This window comes from Nostoc sp. (assembly GCF_036919895.1).
Classification (GTDB): Bacteria; Cyanobacteriota; Cyanobacteriia; order Cyanobacteriales; family Nostocaceae; genus Nostoc.
Window position 1 is genome coordinate 1 of the sequence record NZ_JBALBW010000060.1, and the last position, 15,874, is coordinate 15,874.

A 15,874-nucleotide genomic window follows, 5' to 3' on the forward strand; every position below is an offset into this window, starting at 1 on the left:
AGCGCCGATTGAAGTCTTGAAGCAGTATATTAAGAATCAAAGCCGCCCTCCGCTTCGCTCTCATGGCGGGGCTTGAATCCCACTCTTTTGGTCAAAATAAAAAATTCATATTAAGCAACTGACCCTTTTTTACTACTTCTGTGAAATCCTATAATAAGCAGGACTTTTGGCAGAGGGATTTGAGGATGGCTCTGACTCAAGGCGGACGGGCAAATAAGTCTGGGAATATTTTAGAAGGAAATGTAGAAGCAATCTTAAATGGGCATAATTATTTCCAAGTCGGGAACTATGTCCCAAAAGAATTTATACTGAATGCTGCTTTATTACCAAAACGTTATGGAAAAGAAGTTTATATTGGGACTGGAATTTATCATACCGATTTGAAGGTTGATTTTTATGTTGTTGGCTCATCGGCTATGCCATCTGGTTTAATTTTTGAGTGTAAATGGCAAGAAAGCCCAGGTTCTGTTGATGAAAAATTTCCTTACTTGAACATGAACATCCAAAACTATTACCCTGCACCAACTATCGTCATTTTAGGCGGGGAAGGTATGCGGGAAGGCGCAAGCAAATGGCTAAAAGCAAGAGTTAATGATAACCATAATTTATTAGCAGTTTACAGCTTAGACAGATTTATTGCTTGGGCAAATAAAAATCTTTAAAAGGATGTAATTAATAGTTCGTCAATCATCCCTCTATTTTTTATATTGGAGTTAATCGAGCGGGCTGCTTTTTACTTGCGATTTAACTGAAAATAATCGTGACTAAATAAAGCCAATATAACCGACAAGCTATATTTTATATTAGCTGGCTAATTTTCCGGCTGCATAGATTACAATTAAGTGGATAAAGCATATCAAAACAAACGTAAGTATATAACAAGGCAGTTTACATTCAGATGTTTGACGGATTTTGGGATAACGTTTTTCGCTACCCCCGGTACTTAATTAGTATCGTCTTAGGACTGTTTCTGAACACCTTTGCGCCGTTAGTGCCATTGTTGAAGCGCCCAGTCACTTTGATCGCTATCTTAGGTTTATTTGTGAGCAGCCTAGTCTTCCTTACTTTCACTTTACGGGCAATGCTCGGTTTAAGTACAATCTAAACTAGCGCTATATCCGGGTTATGCCCCACAGACGGTTGCTCTTGGCGTTACTTCCGCTAAGTACTGTCTACACAACTTGCATCTATTTTTGTCGTACAACCTCTGTCAGGAGGCAAAATTTTTATGGCTACAAATCGCCGGGTTTCCCGCGTTGCTGAATTGATCAAACGGGAAGTTAGCCAAATGCTGCTCAACGGCATTAAGGATGACCGTGTGGGTACAGGAATGGTAAGTGTTACTGATGTTGATGTTTCTGGCGATCTCCAACACGCCAAAATCTACGTCAGTATCTATGGTACAGATGAAGCTAAGGTAGAAACAATGGCAGGCTTAAAGTCAGCCACAGGTTATGTCCGCAGCGAACTTGGGGCGCGGGTAAGGCTACGTCGCACACCAGAAGTCATTTTTCTCGAAGATCGTTCCATAGAACGCGGTAACAAGGTACTGGCACTACTAAGCCAACTCAATCACGATCGTCCGCCAGAAAATCTGCTCCCAGGAGAAGACAGCACCGATCAAAATGATCGGGAATTCTCCGAATAAGTAACTAAAACAACAATGTAACTTCAGAACAATTAATCTCAGCAAATCCGCCAAACAGTTTACAGACGTGACTAGATCGCGTCTGTTTTAATGTAACCATAACCTACTTCAGCGATCGGTAGTTGCATCTATAGCGGTTCTCAGTTGAGTGAGGTACAAAAACCCCACCCCCAACCCCCCTCCCCGCAAGCGAGCAGGGGACTATGATGTACCTTGTATGATTAGTAAACGCTATATATGCTTTTTGTTCGCCTTGGTCAATGCTAAGGAGCAAGGGTTTAAAGACCTCCACCGAATTCTTGTACCTTGCCAGAAGCTAACACAACAGTGGCTTCAAATCAGTGGTAACAGAGCTTTAGCTTTGTCGTTCGCATAGCGTCCCGCAGGGAAGTGTAGGAGTCAAATTTCAACTCGTTTCCTCTAAAGATGTTTTTCAAAAGAAACCTGTGTAATATTAGTGCTGAAAATAACTAAGCAAATGCGACCTTACTTAAGAAATTGTTAACAGATGCCAGAATAAAAGCTTTCGTAGTGTACTTTAGCCGTTATGTTTTGCAACAGTTTATACCCTACTGTCTGACAAATATTCTTGTGTTGTTTACCCTTAGATAAATAGCAGCAGTTCTAGATTCGGTTTTAAGGTGATTATTTGATATGTAAAGGATGCCTGCGGCGGGCTACGCCTACGTAATATGAATTCTTCCCATCCACAAAATATTGCCTAAATACAGTAATGGCAGGACTTTCAGACTTGTTTCATAAAAATCATACAGCCGCCATAGCAGGTTAAGTTAACTACTCGGAATTTTTTTTGTAAAGCGGATTTTTGACAAATGTCAGAATTTGTTGACTTTCTTAACATTTCTTGAGATAATTTCAGGATATGTAGCGTCAAAATAAAAATAGTTCCGTATAGCAAACTACAAAATCCTAGCCACAAGTCTAATTTCTGTAATGTTTGTTCCTAATTATTAACGGGAACACTATCGTAAGTGTTAATTTGTGAGTAAAAAACATGAGTGTGAATACGGTGCCTTCTATCAATTACTACTCTCTCGATCTGATTCAAGACGAAGCACGCCGACTTGTGCAAAAGGGAATGGTTAGCCGACAACAGCCAATATATAGCCTTTGCCAATATATTCCAGCCAGAGAGTGGGTTTGCGTTGAATGTGAATTAGAGAAATGTGACTTTTTGTTACGCGATCGCATTGGCGACCTAATTGGTCGCGAACAGTGGGACAACGACTAAATCCATGTTTGATTTAGGGTTTGGGATTGGGAGTTTATTTTCGATGTGTGGATGTCACAGTCAACTATCCTACGCCCAATCTGGGGGATAATCTCTGATTTTTGATCGGCATTGCCCCATATAGAATCTTGCGTCTTTCATTAACACAAAAGTATTGGAGTCTGAATTTAGACAAATTCTCAAGTTAAAGAAGGCATCAGAAGCATTTTTTCTGTACATCTTCTAGTGCTAAAGCTTGAGTCTGGTGTGTAAATTCGGTGAAGCTCCTACATTGATCTGTCTAATATAAGTGTAGGAACTTCACTTTTGACTCGCAATTCACAGCATCGCCTGCTTCTCAAAGCCAAAACCCGTTTTGAAAAGTTTGCTAAGTCGGGCTAACCGACACCAGTTGCGACAATAAAGGAAATTTTCGCAAAATCCCAAATTTGTATAAGATTATTTGTTAAAAAATCTCGAAAAGCATAGGAAAATTATTGAACTATTATCCAACTTGCTCTAAGTATTGATTAATGTCTTCAATAATACGAGTAAGTTCAGCTTCAGTAGTCAAGCGAATGTTGATGTTGCGGACAGTCAGCAAAACTTTGGCTGCAAAAGGCGTTGGCCAAATATTAGGATTACAGAAAATCTCTAAAAATACTTCACCCGTATAACGATATTCCAGTGGAGGCTGGGGAGTGACTCTACCGCCGCCAGGAGTGGGTTTTGCGGCGACAGCTTTCAGGCGATCCATTAGTTGATCTGTCGCTGTCTTTAATTCTCGTGCTGCTTGAGGTGAAAAACTGAAGGAGACAGAACCTTCAATTAGGTTCAATGTTAGAGGAATTGAAGACATAAGTTTTTTATTAAAGCTTATTGATAAGTACTAATCTTACCGGAAGAAGAGACGAAGCCGCCGAGATCGACGGCGGCGAAGCCCAATTTTTTGAGGATGCACCCCCACTGATATCGTCGCCAGACAGATTTACACGATCGGATTTTTCTTGGTTCTGCTGTATCAGGCTGAAAAGCCACCATCAATCTTCAGGCTTGCACCGGTAATGAAACCAGCTTCTGCACTAGCGAGATAGGAAACCATATCGGCAACTTCTTCGCTTCGTCCATAGCGTTGGAGGGCAATCATACTTTTCATAGTCTCGGCAAAAGGGCCTTCCGCCGGGTTCATGTCGGTGTCTACCGGGCCGGGTTGGATATTGTTCACAGTGATGCCACGAGGGCCGAGATCGCGAGCAAGACCCCGTGTGAAACTGGCGATCGCCCCTTTGGTCAAAGCATAAACAGAGCCGCCAGCAAAAGGCATGATATCACTGTTGACGCTGCCAATCATAACGATCCGTCCGCCTTCATCCATGTGGCGGACAGCCTCCTGAGTTGCCACAAAGACACCCTTAACGTTAACTGCGATCAACCGATCAAAATCATCCATCGAGAATTGGTCAATTGGGGCCAAAGTGGCGACCCCCGCATTGTTCACGAGGATGTCAATACGACCAAAGACTTTGACTGTCTCGGCAACAGCGTTTTTCACCGCTTCAACATCGGCACTATCGGCGCGGATTGCCAAGGCTTTGCCACCTGCTGTTTCAATGGCAAGCACCACCTCGTCGGCTTTTTGTGGCGAGCTAGTGTAGGTGAGGGCGACGGCTGCACCATCGTTTGCGAGACGTTTGGCGATCGCTGCTCCTAGACCGCGTGAGCCGCCTGTTACCAATGCCACCTTACCTGTAAGTTTTTTAGTATTCATAGTTGAAACTTGTCGTCTTAGGAAAATTGACCTTTGGAATTATATTGCTCAAGTTCTTACTCAAACTCATAAGAGTATCAAATGTTCACCCATTCTCTGGCTTGTGAATTTACTTTTAGAAGCAGAAGGTGAAAACTTACCTATAGATTTACTAATTATTTCAAAACCTGTAAGTGTTTTTTGATTTCGCTGCTCAAATCTTGACAATTTGAGCGATGAAGCGTACAGTCCATCATTTTTATAAGGTAGTAAATAAAACTTACTAAGCTCGTAATTTATCCTGAGTCAGTACAGAGTGCTAATGGTCGTCATAATATCTTTGAATACAATTCGGTTTGGACTGGCTGGATGTATGAATAACAAAATTAATTAAAATATTTCTGGAATTAATGATAAAAATATGCTGCTATCTGTAAAGGCATTACTAATAGCTTATAAAGCTTGTAGCTGTTATTAGTTATAAATAATCTCAATAAAACAGTATAAAACATAGATCCTATAGAGAGACTTAATTCTTACTGCGTAAGACTTTGATACATTTCATTTGTGTTTATTGATGTTTTAAGTTTTACATTAGAAGTCATAGAACTTGATGTGATAAATTATCTATGATTTACGATAACCGCGCCGAAGTGCGAAAGGTTTTAATTATTACCTTACTTCTCAACCTGTTCGTATTGGGATTGAAAGCAGTTGTGGGCTACTGGACAGGTTCTTTGAGTTTGCTAGCTGATGCCTTGCATAGTGTGACAGATAGCGCCAACAACGTTTTAGGATTAGTTGCGAGTAGATTTTCTTCTCCACAACCCGATCGCGAGCATCCTTACGGACACGGCAAGTTTGAAGCTGTGGGAGCTTTAGGAATTGCCTCATTTTTAGGAATAGCCTGTTTTGAAATTTTGCAAGGAGCAATCGAGCGAATTCTCAAAGGCGGTGGTGAACCTGTGAGAATATCGCCACCTGAGTTGTGGTTATTACTAATTGTGCTGGGCGTGAATATTTTTGTGGCGTTTTACGAACGTGCTGTAGGTAGACGGGTGGGTAGCTCAATTCTGATCGCTGATGCAACCCATACGATGAGCGACATTTGGGTGACAATTTCTGTAATCGCTGGCTTAATCGGAGTTTGGCTAGGTTATCAATGGATGGATTTAGTGTTAGCTTTTCCTGTCGCCTTGTTGGTATTTTGGAGTGGCTGGTCAGTTTTAAAAGAGAATTTGCCTTGGCTTGTAGATCAAATGGCGATCGCACCAGAAGCAATCCATGCGATCGCAACTTCTGTTCCAGGTGTAATTAACTGTCATGATATTGCTTCTCGCGGTGTTCTTGGTCGTCAAGTGTTCATTGAAATGCATTTAATAGTAGATGCACCAGACGTAGAAACCGCTCACCACATTACCGAAGAAGTAGAAAGCCGATTAGAAGAAAAGTTCCGTCCAGTGAGGATTTTAATTCACGTTGAGCCACCAGCATATAAGTCTGAGCAAATTAGCTTTGAAACTGGAGCAAAGTAGTCTCAGCAATTCTAAATCACGCCCTATTCATTTAATGACCCCAAATGAAATGACTGCATCTTTGCTTTAATTCTTATAAGAAGCAACCAAATCAGCTACGATCGCAACCAATTCTCCTGGATCGACTGGTTTAGGCACATGAGTTTGAAAGCCAGCTTCTAGCGCACGGCTACGATACTCACTATCGCCATAAGCAGTTAAGGCGATCGCAGGGAGTTTTTCCCAAATATCAGGTTTCAACGCCCGGATCTTGCGGATAAAGGTGTAGCCATCTTCACCAGGCATAGCAATATCACAAATCAATATATCTGGCTGCAACTCAGGTAGTACTTTCAATGCTACCGCCGCCGATGGAACTGCCGTAACGGTGGCTCCATCAGCTTCTAACACGGTAGTAATGTAAAAACGGCTATCGTCATCATCATCAACAACGAGGATGTTTAAGCCAGCAAGGGGGAGAGGAGGTTCCATAACATCTCCATAAATGTTTATCAAATGAAAGTTATTTCTAATGAGCTGCTTGCTTTTTCTCTATAACCAGACCATTGGTAATTCTACTGCGATCACGCCTATTTTCCTAGACAATAAATCAATTCGTTTAGCCATCATGCAATTTGCGGCTAATTGTTCGCTGGCATTTATAATTATTGCCTGGATAAAATTCATGAGATGTCTATTGCGTCGTAATTATAAAAGCGCGTGCCGGAGGTAATAAGCTGTTCCACATTTAACTTACATAATTAGGATGGGGAAGATACCATTGGTGTCAACTTAAGCTGGAACCCTTTTCAAATCTCGTTTACAGCCAGAAATCGGGAAATGCTACTCCTAGTGGCTCTGCTGCCAGTGTTGAGGCGGCAGCCCCAACGACGAACATTCCCAGTCTCCGACTGGGAACGAGACAATATCTAAAAGCTTGTTATAGGCTTGCTTTCACGTTAAGTTTACACCAATGGGAAAATGCCCACTCCACAAAGGTTATGTTTTATGTTTAATTCGGTTATGCAAATTAGATGTTTTTCAGATTGCCAATTTCCAAGGCTTGAATGGTATCTTTACTTCCGCCACGCTTCACTAATTTAGGGATTTCTCAGACTTTCTGTATTATCGGCAGTACGATCTGTATTAGCTGCGGTGCGAAATGCCACCAGCAAACCTTCTAACCCAACTCTCATAAATATTAGGTACAACAAGAAAACTAGCGGCGCAAGCAATAAGCTCACAATCCCAGGGAAAAATCCTTGATTAAAACCGCCTAAAATAATGCCCAATACTCCCAAGCCAGCAAAAAACATACCAATACCGTAAAGAATACCAATGATGCTTGGGGTAATAAATTCCGAAAACGAGAAGTCGAAAAGTACCGCGAAAAATCCTCTAGATCTAGCCATACTACACCTATCTCTTAGAATCTTATAATCCTTAAGTTATACTAAATCCGTACCAGAATCATAAATTATTCGTATTTATACTCATCATAAAATTAGTATCATAGCAGTTGCCAGTTCTAAGCTTTCTGTCTCTCGCTATAATTAACATTATTTTTTGTTAATTGTCTGCAAAAAACAGAGAATGCCGACGTTGAAAATGATTCAGGTCGGCATTGCCATTTTGAGATATGTGAATTTAAACTACTGCAAGTATTCCAGAACCACAAAAGAGACTCAAAACTTGATTACTCCCATTCAATGGTTCCAGGCGGCTTAGAGGTGATGTCATAAACCACTCGGTTCACCCCTTTCACCTCATTCACAATTCGCGTGGAAATCACTTCCAGGACATCGTAAGGGACTCTAGCCCAATCAGCAGTCATGCCATCTTCACTAGTAACAATTCGCAACACGATGGGGTAGGCGTAAGTACGTTGATCGCCCATAACACCAACACTACGAATCGGCAGCAATACAGCAAATGCTTGCCAGAAATCATGATACATACCGCGTTGGTTAATTTCTTGCCGCACAATCAAATCAGCATCGCGCAAAATATTTAACCGTTCAGATGTAACTTCCCCCAGAATGCGAATTGCCAAACCAGGCCCAGGAAAAGGTTGTCGTTGGACAATTTCTTCTGGTAAACCAATGGAACGCCCAACTTTGCGGACTTCATCTTTAAATAGTTTCCGCAGTGGTTCCACCAATTTAAATCTTAGGTCTTTGGGCAAACCGCCAACATTGTGATGACTCTTAATTTTCACCGCTACCCGCTCACCAGTTTGGGGATCAGCGTTGGTGTCAGCAGATTCGATCACATCTGGATAAAGAGTTCCTTGAGCTAGATAGTCAAAGTGACCAAGGCGTTTGGATGTTTCTTCAAATACAGCAATAAATTCGTGTCCGATGCGGCGGCGTTTTTCTTCAGGATCTGTAACACCATCAACTTTAGCTAAGAAGCGATCGCGGGCATTCACATACTCTACAGGAATATGAAACTGCTCTTGAAACAGCTTTACTAATCGCTCCGGCTCATACTTTCGCATAAAACCTTGATCGATAAATACGCAAGTTAGTTGCTCACCAATGGCTTTATACAGCAAGAACGCCAGGGTAGAAGAATCAACTCCCCCAGATAGCGCCAACAGCACCCGCTTCTCGCCAACTCTGCTGCGAATTTCTCGAATTGCTTCTTCAACAAAAGCCGCAGTTGTCCAAGTTGGTTCGCAATCGCAGATATGGTAGACAAAATTACGGATTAATGCTATGCCACCAAGAGAATGCACTACCTCTGGATGGAATTGAACACCGTAAAGTTTCTTTTCGTGGTCGGCGATCGCAGCACAGGGTGTATTTTCTGTATGTGCCAACAATTCAAACCCTGATGGCATTTGGGTAACTGAGTCTCCGTGACTCATCCACATCGTAGTACCATCTTCGACGTTAGTAAGCAAATCTGTGGGATCGTCAATGTATAATGATGCTTTGCCGTACTCACCTCGTTCAGCCTTTGCTACTTCCCCACCGAGTTGGTTTACCATTAGCTGCATCCCATAGCAAACACCCAAGATGGGTATTCCCAAATTCCAGATTTCTGGATCGCAATGGGGAGCCTTCTCACCATAAACCGAACTCGGCCCACCGGAGAGGATGATTCCCTTGGGATTAAGTTGGCGCAATTGTTCAGAAGTAGTGCGATAGGATAAAACTTCAGAGTATACTTGAGTCTCGCGGATGCGACGGGCAATCAACTCAGAATATTGAGAGCCGAAGTCTAGAATTACAATCAATTGGCGATCAAGCCGCCCAACACTTTCCAATGTTTGGGGCGCTTGTTCTGTCGGTAGAGTCACCACTGTATTCATGACGGGAGTGTTATGTCTGTTAAGGGTAGATGCTTTGTGGTCTATAGTGATGCTATTATTCAACCTGGGTAGGTTGATAATGGGATAAAAGCCCTAGACAAACGCGAGGTTATGTGCGTTTGTCTAGTCCGGGAGTCGGAGATGGTATTAGAACGATAAACTTACCCTAGAGTGGTTACTTAAAAGATTGTTTATTTGAATTGTTTACGATTATTCATAATAAATTAACATAATTTTTCCATCAACAGAGCAGCAGTTTTACTCTTCACGATAATTTTGCGATCGCGATCAAACATAACCGAGCCACAGATTGTAACTGCTGTGCCCTTTTCGCTATGGCTTTGGATGTATTCTTGCGAACGAATATCGATGGTTTCGGCGATCGCACTGTAAACTTGATTTACCCAATCACTACCAGTTTTCGCATCTAGCGATTTGAGATATGTTAATGCTGCTTCGGCAGTCGCAGCGTTAAACACAGCTTGGATATCTGCTGATTTTAAACCTGCGATCGCACAGTGGGCTGTCAAAATTTCTCGCCGTCCATCAGCTAAGTAGTGATGAGTGTGAAAAATTCCCCCCGCCAGTTTCATCAGTTTCCCGTGATAGCCAAATAATAAGATTTCTTTCACACCTAGCACATCCGCTTCTACCAACATTGGGCCAATCCAGTTAGCAGTTTTGACCAATTGTTCGGGATTAATTCCTAGTTTACGCGCTAAATCTAGACCATTCTCCCCGATACAAAATACTAAAGTCTCAAAACGACTGGCTTTATTTTGTAATTCTGCCCGAAAAACTGCAAGCTGATCTGGTGTACTTAAAGGTTGAGAAATACCAGTTGTGCCTAAAAGCGAAAGTCCTTCAACCACACCAAAGGCAGAATTTGAAGTCCGAACAGCTAGCGATCGCCCTTCAGGTAGAATAATCGTCACCGTGATTTTTTCTCCCGGTGCTAGCATTCGTTGCAAATTCTCTTTTAAAAGCCTTTGAGCATAAGCGTAAATAGCCGGCTTATCATCAGCATTCGCCTGTTTGCCAATACCTTCCCCGCCTTTAATAATTACTGTCTCCTCATCTTCCCCTCCCCACTCCACCAATGCCCAAATCGGTGTATCTTTAGTCAAATCGAGATTATCACCAGGATCGCTACGGGTAATTGCCAAAGCTGTATTGTCAGATAATCCTGCTACCTGTACAATGGGGATTTCGGCGATTTGAGACGGTTCAATCAAATCTACAGAGGCAAAAGTTAGGGGTTTGCGATCGCGTAACCAATGTAAAGCTGCAACAGCAGCAGCACAGGCAAAGACGGGGAGTGTGTATCCAGAACGGGACATTTTTTAAATTTAAAAGTCAAAATAATTCTTCAACTGCGATCGCGCAGCGTCACCAAGCTTCGCTACCTATCAATGTACATGCGCCACTTATCGGGCATACGCTGCTCCAGCAAACTGAGATGAGCGCCAAACCCAACGAATGGACTATCGGACACCACATCGTAAAGCCGTTTGCCCCAGTCTTGAATATCTCTCTCCTCGTAACGAGCAATAAGAATCTGCATGTCGAAAACTAAAATACCAGTGATACCAAGCCAACGATAAAGAGCATAAACGACTGTTGCAATGGCAGGCAACTGAATCGGACGAGCGCCTGCTGCTCCCACCGCAGTTCTGAAATTAATTTCGTATCTGAAGTTTTCAAAATCAAGTTTGCCCTCGTTCTCGAAACCCTCAACTTTACCAAAGGAGAACTCCATGCTCAAGAATCTGTCAAACCAATGGTCAGTGTCACCTAAATACGGAGCCAAAGAGCAACCCAGGCACTCGTTAATATCTTTAGCTGTTTGAGCCAAATCTTGCGGATAGTTGAATAAGTAGCCTATCTTGTAGCTCATATTTCCTATTCTATCTGTTCCACCCAAGCCACGCGCGACGGCATAACTATTGATTATAGGCAATACTTTCTATATGAGTCCCATATTGGGCAACTATACAGAATTTTTCTACATAACACTATAAATAACCAGTCTGTCTTAAATGCGATCGCCTGACCAACACATCGAGTCAATAATCCATGAAATAATGCGATCGCACAAATTTTTGTCTACAAGCAATTTCACACAGATACCACAAATAACTTGTTCTTGCGATCGGCAGCAAAACCAAGACACGCTTTTATGTCTTCGGAAGTTAATTCCGAAAAATCCTCTAGGATTATCACAGATTACTCTTAGTCAGTCGGCTCTAACGAATTATTAGCCTGCTGACTACTGCTTCTTGCTGCTTCTAGCTTTTGGCGAATCGCTGCTTGAACCTTCTCATCAAAATCGGGATCATCGGGGCTTGCAACAATCCTACGCGGACGCTGATTAAGCCTGTCTAAGTATGCTTGAAAAGCAGCGCGATCGCCGCGATGCTTGAGAAAATACTGTTTCAATTCAACATCAGACATTAAATCGTAATTAATTCGGCTCATCAGACAACTCTCCATTGGGTAAAATTTGGAATTCAATCTCTTCGTCATACCCAGCAAGGATGTATACATTACGAGTCCGATTATCAACACAAATGAGGTATATGGGCTGAAGCATGATATACGTCAGTTGATAACTAATACGATACAAACTTGCGACTTGAGCAGCAGTAGGCATTTTAGTTAATTACACCAAAATTACGAATTATGAATTACGAATTACGAATTAGTAATTAGTCAAACACCTACTTCTAATAATAGAGCTTCCATAGCTTCCCAAGAGAGCCCTTGCTGAATATAACGGGGTGCTTCAGGATTATAAGGACTGGCTACTCGGTCAATATTGAAGATAATCGCCCCATCTGGCAAAACTGGTACATCTGCATCAAATGCCGTTGGACGCATCAAAGAACTAGAAAAGCCTTTGAAAATAGCAATTGTATCTTGCTCATCGGCAATTTCCACCGTTACAATTAGGACTTCTTTGGGGCGTTTAGCGGTGTATTGTTCCAGTCGCTTACCAATGGAATTCATTTTTTTAAAAGTATGGGTGTGATTGCATAGCGACAGTTATTGTGGTGAGGCTGAACGTCCCTGCTTGCCCAGCTTAATCAGAACAAAATAGCTTAAGTAAACCACATAAATTACTAAACTAGTTATGCCAAGAAAACCTAAAAATTCAGCTTTGCTATTAGCATGAAAATATTCTTTAAATAACAACGGAACCTCGAACCAGACGCGACAATAGGCAGTCTTCATCATATTGCCAGAAAAAGCACAACCCAAAAATGGGATAAACGCTAGTGTACCCAAAAAACAATAAACAGTTGTAGCCCACCGCCAAGAGGTAAAAATAAATTTCAAAGCGCCACTGGTTTGATACTCAATTTCATCGTTGATATCTACCCAGAACCACAGCGAAACTACGATCAAAATCTGAGCCATCAATCCAGAGATAAAACTAACTGGATACTGGGCAATCATTAAGTAAATCGTGATTGCCACTAGGCTTGATACTCGCCAGTATATAGTCAATAAGCGTTGTATGCCTTCTACTTTTTGCACAAATGCCCAAATCAGAAGAACTAGCGGAATAATTACCAGAAATAATACTGCCAGTCGGTAATCAATCCAGACGAAAGGGCGAAACCAAATATCATAGTCCATAGTTTTTCTCAAACGATAAATAAAACATTTCTAACTAAAAGCAAGTATCCATAACTGACAAAACTGTAAGCTATTAGCTAGCTAGTAGTCTATCTATATTACAAACAGTTTAATCAAAGCACAAAACCTCGCCTCAAGACTGCGCTCTAATCTCTTGGTGGAAGCAAGTGGCTAACCAATTTATACCATTTCACACAATTTATGCTATAAACACGTTTGTAGGGGCATACAGATGTACGCCCCTACAGCCAACTCATTTGTTGCAAAGATTTTTGGAAAAGGTATTACATGGTAAATTTTTTAATTTACTTTCCTAAATCTCTCTATTTGGCAAAAAACAAGCAACTCAAAGATCCTCAACTTAGATTTTGCACCTACTTGTAGTAGCATCAGGGAGTCTATTAAAAACCCACCCAGCAGCTATATACTTGATCCTCGCGGACAAAACCCCAATTTTCTCGGATGTAAAGGTTTGTTTTTTAAGATAAAAATTCTCAAAGTTTAAACCTGATACATCCGTAACTCCAGATATTTCACCAAATTTTTCCCCGTTGGAGAAAATTATGAAAGAGGGAGAGTACGGTTTTAGGCGGAAGTAGCGTAAAAGTGCGAAATTTCAGTAAGTAAATCCTGGTTGCTTGGCGACAAACGAACAGAAAATTAACTTATTTAAATTTCTAGTCGTCATAAACCCGGCATTCAATTGCATCTGGGTTGTCATCACAATACTGTTCTAGAGAATTTTTTGGCTTGCTTTGGCGCTTGTGGGAAGCTTCGGCTTGCAATTCTTCTACTGCATCCCAAGCAGCAGCACACTCTGGTGAACCGCTACCGCTAATGTCACAGACAGTACGCGCTTGTTCTACTTCTTCTTGGATTTGGTCTTGGATGTCGCTCTTTGCTGTTTCTTGGATGTTAGTCATTGATTTAGTCTCGTTGTGTGTTGTTAATACTAGTATAGAAAAATTTCAGAAATGGCAGATTTTAGCTTGATTACTAACCATTCTAACTATTCAGTTTATAAGTTAGTATTTTAGCCTATTGATTTATAACCAATACACTAAACTGCCATGTCTATAGTGCATTCATCTTTATTTTTTAAGATTATGTGGAATTAGTACCATAGATAAACAATCATACAATATATCTAGATGCATCTATTAGGGAATGACAACCCCAGCCTCTTGGGATGGAGGAGGCAAAAGACTAGCACTAATTTTTGTAGGATGCAATTGTTCCCAAAATATAAAGCTCAAAACCTACTAGCCCAAAAAGAGAAAGAAGCTCAAAACTCATGGCAGACCAAATGCAGTGGGCAAACGCCCTATCAACCCGTCATTCTTTAGAAGCCGCCGTTACTGATGTGGTGGAACGAGCTGTCTCATCGTTAACAGCACCTGCGGATCTAGGACTGGTATTCATTTCGTCTGCTTTTACGAGTGAGTATTCCCGATTGTTACCCTTGTTAGCTGAGAAGCTTTCTGTACCAGTGCTTATTGGCTGTAGTGGTGGAGGTGTAATTGGGACGACAGTTGGCGGAGAAACCCAAGAATTGGAAGCCGAACCAGCTATTAGCTTGACTTTAGCACATCTTCCAGGGGTGAAGGTTCAAGTTTTCCATGTTGTTGCTGAAGAATTACCTGACTTAGATAGTTCTCCAGATGCTTGGGTTGATTTGATTGGTGTGCCAGCATCACCGACACCCCAGTTTATTTTGCTGTCTAGTTCTTTCGCCTCTGGAATTAACGATTTGTTGCAGGGGTTGGATTTTGCTTATCCAGGATCGGCGATTGTGGGAGGACAGGCTAGTGGTGGAGGTATGGGTGGCCGTGTTGCCCTTTTTTGTAATGAGACTGATGGCGAGGAATGCCAAAGCCTTTATCGTGAGGGCACTCTTGGGATAGCATTGACTGGCAATATTGTTTTGGAAACAATTGTTGCTCAAGGATGCCGACCGATTGGCAAACCATTGCAAGTTACCAAAGCCGATCGCAACATCATTTTAGAGTTAGATGAGCAAGTGCCTCTAGTGGTGTTGCGAGATTTGATTGCTAGTTTGAGCGAACACGAACGAACTTTAGCACAGCACTCTCTGTTTGTTGGCGTGGCGATGGATGAGTTTAAGCTGGCTTTGCAACAGGGAGACTTTTTAATTCGTGGTATTCTTGGGGTCGATCCAACAGTTGGAGCGATCGCAATTGGCGATCGCGTCCGTCCTGGTCAAAGGCTGCAATTCCACCTGCGCGATGCCCAAGCCTCTGCTGAAGACCTAGAATTACTCCTCCAAAGTTATCAAACCCAACGAGAATCTGAACCCTCTGCCGTCGCTGCTTTAATGTTTGCCTGTCTGGGGCGAGGTGAAGGGCTATATGGTAAACCCAACTTTGATTCGGAACTATTTTGCCGCTACCTTAACGATATTCCGGTAGGCGGCTTTTTCTGTGGTGGTGAAATTGGCCCTGTTGGTGGCAGAACCTTCTTACATGCCTACACTTCCGCATTTGGGATTTGTCGCCAAAATCAGTTATGAGTTATGAATTAGACTCATGACTCCTCACACTCTAGCAATCTTATCTGATTTGTGAAACCCCCGACTTCTTTAAGAAGTTGGGGATTTAACTTTTTACGGATGACATCATGTCCGCTAAATTACCCATAAAAAAGAACCTCATCCCCCAATACGGTTCGGTTAAGGTTTTTTGATGAAAATTCTAGGTCATAAAGACGCGATAAATTGCGTCTCCCGTCTTAGGGACTTCCAAGAAATAAATTA

General features: G+C 41.9%; 21 protein-coding genes. 6 read left to right on the forward strand and 15 right to left on the reverse strand.

Annotated features, from left to right (window positions below):
- Window positions 1-185: 185 nt before the first annotated feature.
- The 4 genes from V7K55_RS10890 to V7K55_RS10905 all read left to right on the forward strand — a co-directional run bounded on the left by V7K55_RS10890 (window position 186) and on the right by V7K55_RS10905 (window position 2,900).
- Window positions 186-662 (forward strand): PD-(D/E)XK nuclease superfamily protein, encoded by a 477-nt coding sequence (locus V7K55_RS10890; protein ID WP_094332732.1) that lies wholly within the window; start codon window positions 186-188, stop codon window positions 660-662.
- A 236-nt stretch (window positions 663-898) separates the two neighbouring features.
- Window positions 899-1,105, forward strand: a complete 207-nt coding sequence (locus V7K55_RS10895) for a DUF751 family protein (protein WP_334831048.1) — start codon at window positions 899-901, stop codon at window positions 1,103-1,105.
- Window positions 1,106-1,228: 123 nt separating this feature from the next.
- Window positions 1,229-1,648, forward strand: coding sequence for a 30S ribosome-binding factor RbfA (gene rbfA / locus V7K55_RS10900; protein WP_094332735.1), 420 nt, complete (start codon window positions 1,229-1,231; stop codon window positions 1,646-1,648).
- A 1,015-nt stretch (window positions 1,649-2,663) separates the two neighbouring features.
- The gene (locus tag V7K55_RS10905; RefSeq protein ID WP_094332736.1) at window positions 2,664-2,900 is read left to right on the forward strand and encodes a DUF4327 family protein; all 237 of its coding nucleotides are present in this window, start codon (window positions 2,664-2,666) and stop codon (window positions 2,898-2,900) included.
- Window positions 2,901-3,384: 484 nt separating this feature from the next.
- On the opposite strand, the gene V7K55_RS10910 is transcribed toward V7K55_RS10905, so the two are convergent.
- From V7K55_RS10910 to V7K55_RS10920, 3 genes are read right to left on the reverse strand one after another with little or no spacing between them, the layout of a single operon-like run.
- The gene (locus V7K55_RS10910; protein WP_334831050.1) at window positions 3,385-3,738 is read right to left on the reverse strand and encodes a hypothetical protein; all 354 of its coding nucleotides are present in this window, start codon (window positions 3,736-3,738) and stop codon (window positions 3,385-3,387) included.
- A gap of 17 nt (window positions 3,739-3,755) precedes the next feature.
- A complete protein-coding gene (locus V7K55_RS10915; protein ID WP_334831052.1) occupies window positions 3,756-3,920 on the reverse strand; it encodes a hypothetical protein in 165 nt (54 codons plus the stop codon).
- On the reverse strand, window positions 3,901-4,647 hold the full coding sequence (locus tag V7K55_RS10920) for a 3-oxoacyl-ACP reductase family protein (protein ID WP_334831054.1): 747 nt from the start codon (window positions 4,645-4,647) through the stop codon (window positions 3,901-3,903). Before V7K55_RS10920 ends, V7K55_RS10915 begins: the two co-directional genes overlap by 20 nt.
- A 608-nt stretch (window positions 4,648-5,255) precedes the next feature.
- On the opposite strand from V7K55_RS10920, the gene V7K55_RS10925 reads away from it, so the two are divergent.
- Window positions 5,256-6,161 carry a cation diffusion facilitator family transporter gene (locus tag V7K55_RS10925; RefSeq protein WP_334831056.1) on the forward strand — a complete coding sequence of 302 codons (906 nt, stop codon included), beginning with the start codon at window positions 5,256-5,258 and terminating at the stop codon, window positions 6,159-6,161.
- Between the two features lie 66 nt (window positions 6,162-6,227).
- On the opposite strand, the gene V7K55_RS10930 is transcribed toward V7K55_RS10925, so the two are convergent.
- The 12 genes from V7K55_RS10930 to V7K55_RS10985 form a co-directional block, all read right to left on the reverse strand.
- Window positions 6,228-6,632 carry a response regulator gene (locus V7K55_RS10930; RefSeq protein WP_094342420.1) on the reverse strand — a complete coding sequence of 135 codons (405 nt, stop codon included), beginning with the start codon at window positions 6,630-6,632 and terminating at the stop codon, window positions 6,228-6,230.
- A gap of 60 nt (window positions 6,633-6,692) precedes the next feature.
- Window positions 6,693-6,827, reverse strand: a complete 135-nt coding sequence (locus tag V7K55_RS10935; protein WP_334831059.1) for a hypothetical protein — start codon at window positions 6,825-6,827, stop codon at window positions 6,693-6,695.
- Between the two features lie 413 nt (window positions 6,828-7,240).
- Window positions 7,241-7,552 carry a DUF4282 domain-containing protein gene (locus V7K55_RS10940; RefSeq protein ID WP_334831061.1) on the reverse strand — a complete coding sequence of 104 codons (312 nt, stop codon included), beginning with the start codon at window positions 7,550-7,552 and terminating at the stop codon, window positions 7,241-7,243.
- Between the two features lie 284 nt (window positions 7,553-7,836).
- A complete protein-coding gene (guaA, locus tag V7K55_RS10945; RefSeq protein WP_334831241.1) occupies window positions 7,837-9,459 on the reverse strand; it encodes a glutamine-hydrolyzing GMP synthase in 1,623 nt (540 codons plus the stop codon).
- A gap of 224 nt (window positions 9,460-9,683) precedes the next feature.
- Entirely contained in the window at window positions 9,684-10,799 is a 1,116-nt protein-coding gene (gene cbiD, locus V7K55_RS10950) for a cobalt-precorrin-5B (C(1))-methyltransferase CbiD (RefSeq protein ID WP_334831063.1), read from the reverse strand.
- Window positions 10,800-10,861: 62 nt separating this feature from the next.
- Complete coding sequence (locus tag V7K55_RS10955; RefSeq protein WP_334831065.1) at window positions 10,862-11,356, reverse strand: hypothetical protein; 495 nt, start codon at window positions 11,354-11,356, stop codon at window positions 10,862-10,864.
- Window positions 11,357-11,494: 138 nt separating this feature from the next.
- Window positions 11,495-11,632: a hypothetical protein gene (locus V7K55_RS10960; RefSeq protein ID WP_334831067.1), complete on the reverse strand. Its 138-nt coding sequence runs from the start codon at window positions 11,630-11,632 to the stop codon at window positions 11,495-11,497.
- A gap of 59 nt (window positions 11,633-11,691) precedes the next feature.
- Window positions 11,692-11,937 (reverse strand): DUF6887 family protein, encoded by a 246-nt coding sequence (locus V7K55_RS10965; protein ID WP_334831069.1) that lies wholly within the window; start codon window positions 11,935-11,937, stop codon window positions 11,692-11,694.
- Window positions 11,924-12,112 (reverse strand): DUF6888 family protein, encoded by a 189-nt coding sequence (locus V7K55_RS10970; protein WP_099099501.1) that lies wholly within the window; start codon window positions 12,110-12,112, stop codon window positions 11,924-11,926. Before V7K55_RS10970 ends, V7K55_RS10965 begins: the two co-directional genes overlap by 14 nt.
- A 59-nt stretch (window positions 12,113-12,171) precedes the next feature.
- Window positions 12,172-12,468, reverse strand: a complete 297-nt coding sequence (locus V7K55_RS10975) for a DUF7734 family protein (RefSeq protein ID WP_334831071.1) — start codon at window positions 12,466-12,468, stop codon at window positions 12,172-12,174.
- Between the two features lie 36 nt (window positions 12,469-12,504).
- On the reverse strand, window positions 12,505-13,101 hold the full coding sequence (locus V7K55_RS10980; protein WP_334831073.1) for a DUF3177 family protein: 597 nt from the start codon (window positions 13,099-13,101) through the stop codon (window positions 12,505-12,507).
- Window positions 13,102-13,778: 677 nt separating this feature from the next.
- The gene (locus V7K55_RS10985; protein ID WP_334831075.1) at window positions 13,779-14,024 is read right to left on the reverse strand and encodes a Calvin cycle protein CP12; all 246 of its coding nucleotides are present in this window, start codon (window positions 14,022-14,024) and stop codon (window positions 13,779-13,781) included.
- 371 nt (window positions 14,025-14,395) lie between these two features.
- Between V7K55_RS10985 and V7K55_RS10990 the strand changes: the two genes are divergently transcribed.
- On the forward strand, window positions 14,396-15,631 hold the full coding sequence (locus tag V7K55_RS10990; RefSeq protein ID WP_334831077.1) for an FIST signal transduction protein: 1,236 nt from the start codon (window positions 14,396-14,398) through the stop codon (window positions 15,629-15,631).
- Window positions 15,632-15,874 lie beyond the last annotated feature (243 nt).

Bases quoted from the DNA above. Each gene is read 5' to 3' on its own strand.
- V7K55_RS10895 (WP_334831048.1), top strand. From the start codon at position 899: ATGTTTGACGGATTTTGGGATAACGTTTTTCGCTACCCCCGGTACTTA.
- V7K55_RS10905 (WP_094332736.1), top strand. From the start codon at position 2,664: ATGAGTGTGAATACGGTGCCTTCTATCAATTACTACTCTCTCGATCTG.
- V7K55_RS10920 (WP_334831054.1), bottom strand. From the start codon at position 4,647: ATGAATACTAAAAAACTTACAGGTAAGGTGGCATTGGTAACAGGCGGC.
- V7K55_RS10915 (WP_334831052.1), bottom strand. From the start codon at position 3,920: ATGGTGGCTTTTCAGCCTGATACAGCAGAACCAAGAAAAATCCGATCG.
- V7K55_RS10965 (WP_334831069.1), bottom strand. From the start codon at position 11,937: ATGAGCCGAATTAATTACGATTTAATGTCTGATGTTGAATTGAAACAG.
- V7K55_RS10990 (WP_334831077.1), top strand. From the start codon at position 14,396: ATGGCAGACCAAATGCAGTGGGCAAACGCCCTATCAACCCGTCATTCT.
- V7K55_RS10975 (WP_334831071.1), bottom strand. From the start codon at position 12,468: ATGAATTCCATTGGTAAGCGACTGGAACAATACACCGCTAAACGCCCC.
- V7K55_RS10910 (WP_334831050.1), bottom strand. From the start codon at position 3,738: ATGTCTTCAATTCCTCTAACATTGAACCTAATTGAAGGTTCTGTCTCC.
- V7K55_RS10935 (WP_334831059.1), bottom strand. From the start codon at position 6,827: ATGAATTTTATCCAGGCAATAATTATAAATGCCAGCGAACAATTAGCC.
- V7K55_RS10925 (WP_334831056.1), top strand. From the start codon at position 5,256: ATGATTTACGATAACCGCGCCGAAGTGCGAAAGGTTTTAATTATTACC.
- V7K55_RS10970 (WP_099099501.1), bottom strand. From the start codon at position 12,112: ATGCCTACTGCTGCTCAAGTCGCAAGTTTGTATCGTATTAGTTATCAA.
- V7K55_RS10955 (WP_334831065.1), bottom strand. From the start codon at position 11,356: ATGAGCTACAAGATAGGCTACTTATTCAACTATCCGCAAGATTTGGCT.
- V7K55_RS10930 (WP_094342420.1), bottom strand. From the start codon at position 6,632: ATGGAACCTCCTCTCCCCCTTGCTGGCTTAAACATCCTCGTTGTTGAT.
- guaA (WP_334831241.1), bottom strand. From the start codon at position 9,459: ATGAATACAGTGGTGACTCTACCGACAGAACAAGCGCCCCAAACATTG.
- V7K55_RS10985 (WP_334831075.1), bottom strand. From the start codon at position 14,024: ATGACTAACATCCAAGAAACAGCAAAGAGCGACATCCAAGACCAAATC.
- V7K55_RS10890 (WP_094332732.1), top strand. From the start codon at position 186: ATGGCTCTGACTCAAGGCGGACGGGCAAATAAGTCTGGGAATATTTTA.
- cbiD (WP_334831063.1), bottom strand. From the start codon at position 10,799: ATGTCCCGTTCTGGATACACACTCCCCGTCTTTGCCTGTGCTGCTGCT.
- V7K55_RS10980 (WP_334831073.1), bottom strand. From the start codon at position 13,101: ATGGACTATGATATTTGGTTTCGCCCTTTCGTCTGGATTGATTACCGA.
- V7K55_RS10940 (WP_334831061.1), bottom strand. From the start codon at position 7,552: ATGGCTAGATCTAGAGGATTTTTCGCGGTACTTTTCGACTTCTCGTTT.
- rbfA (WP_094332735.1), top strand. From the start codon at position 1,229: ATGGCTACAAATCGCCGGGTTTCCCGCGTTGCTGAATTGATCAAACGG.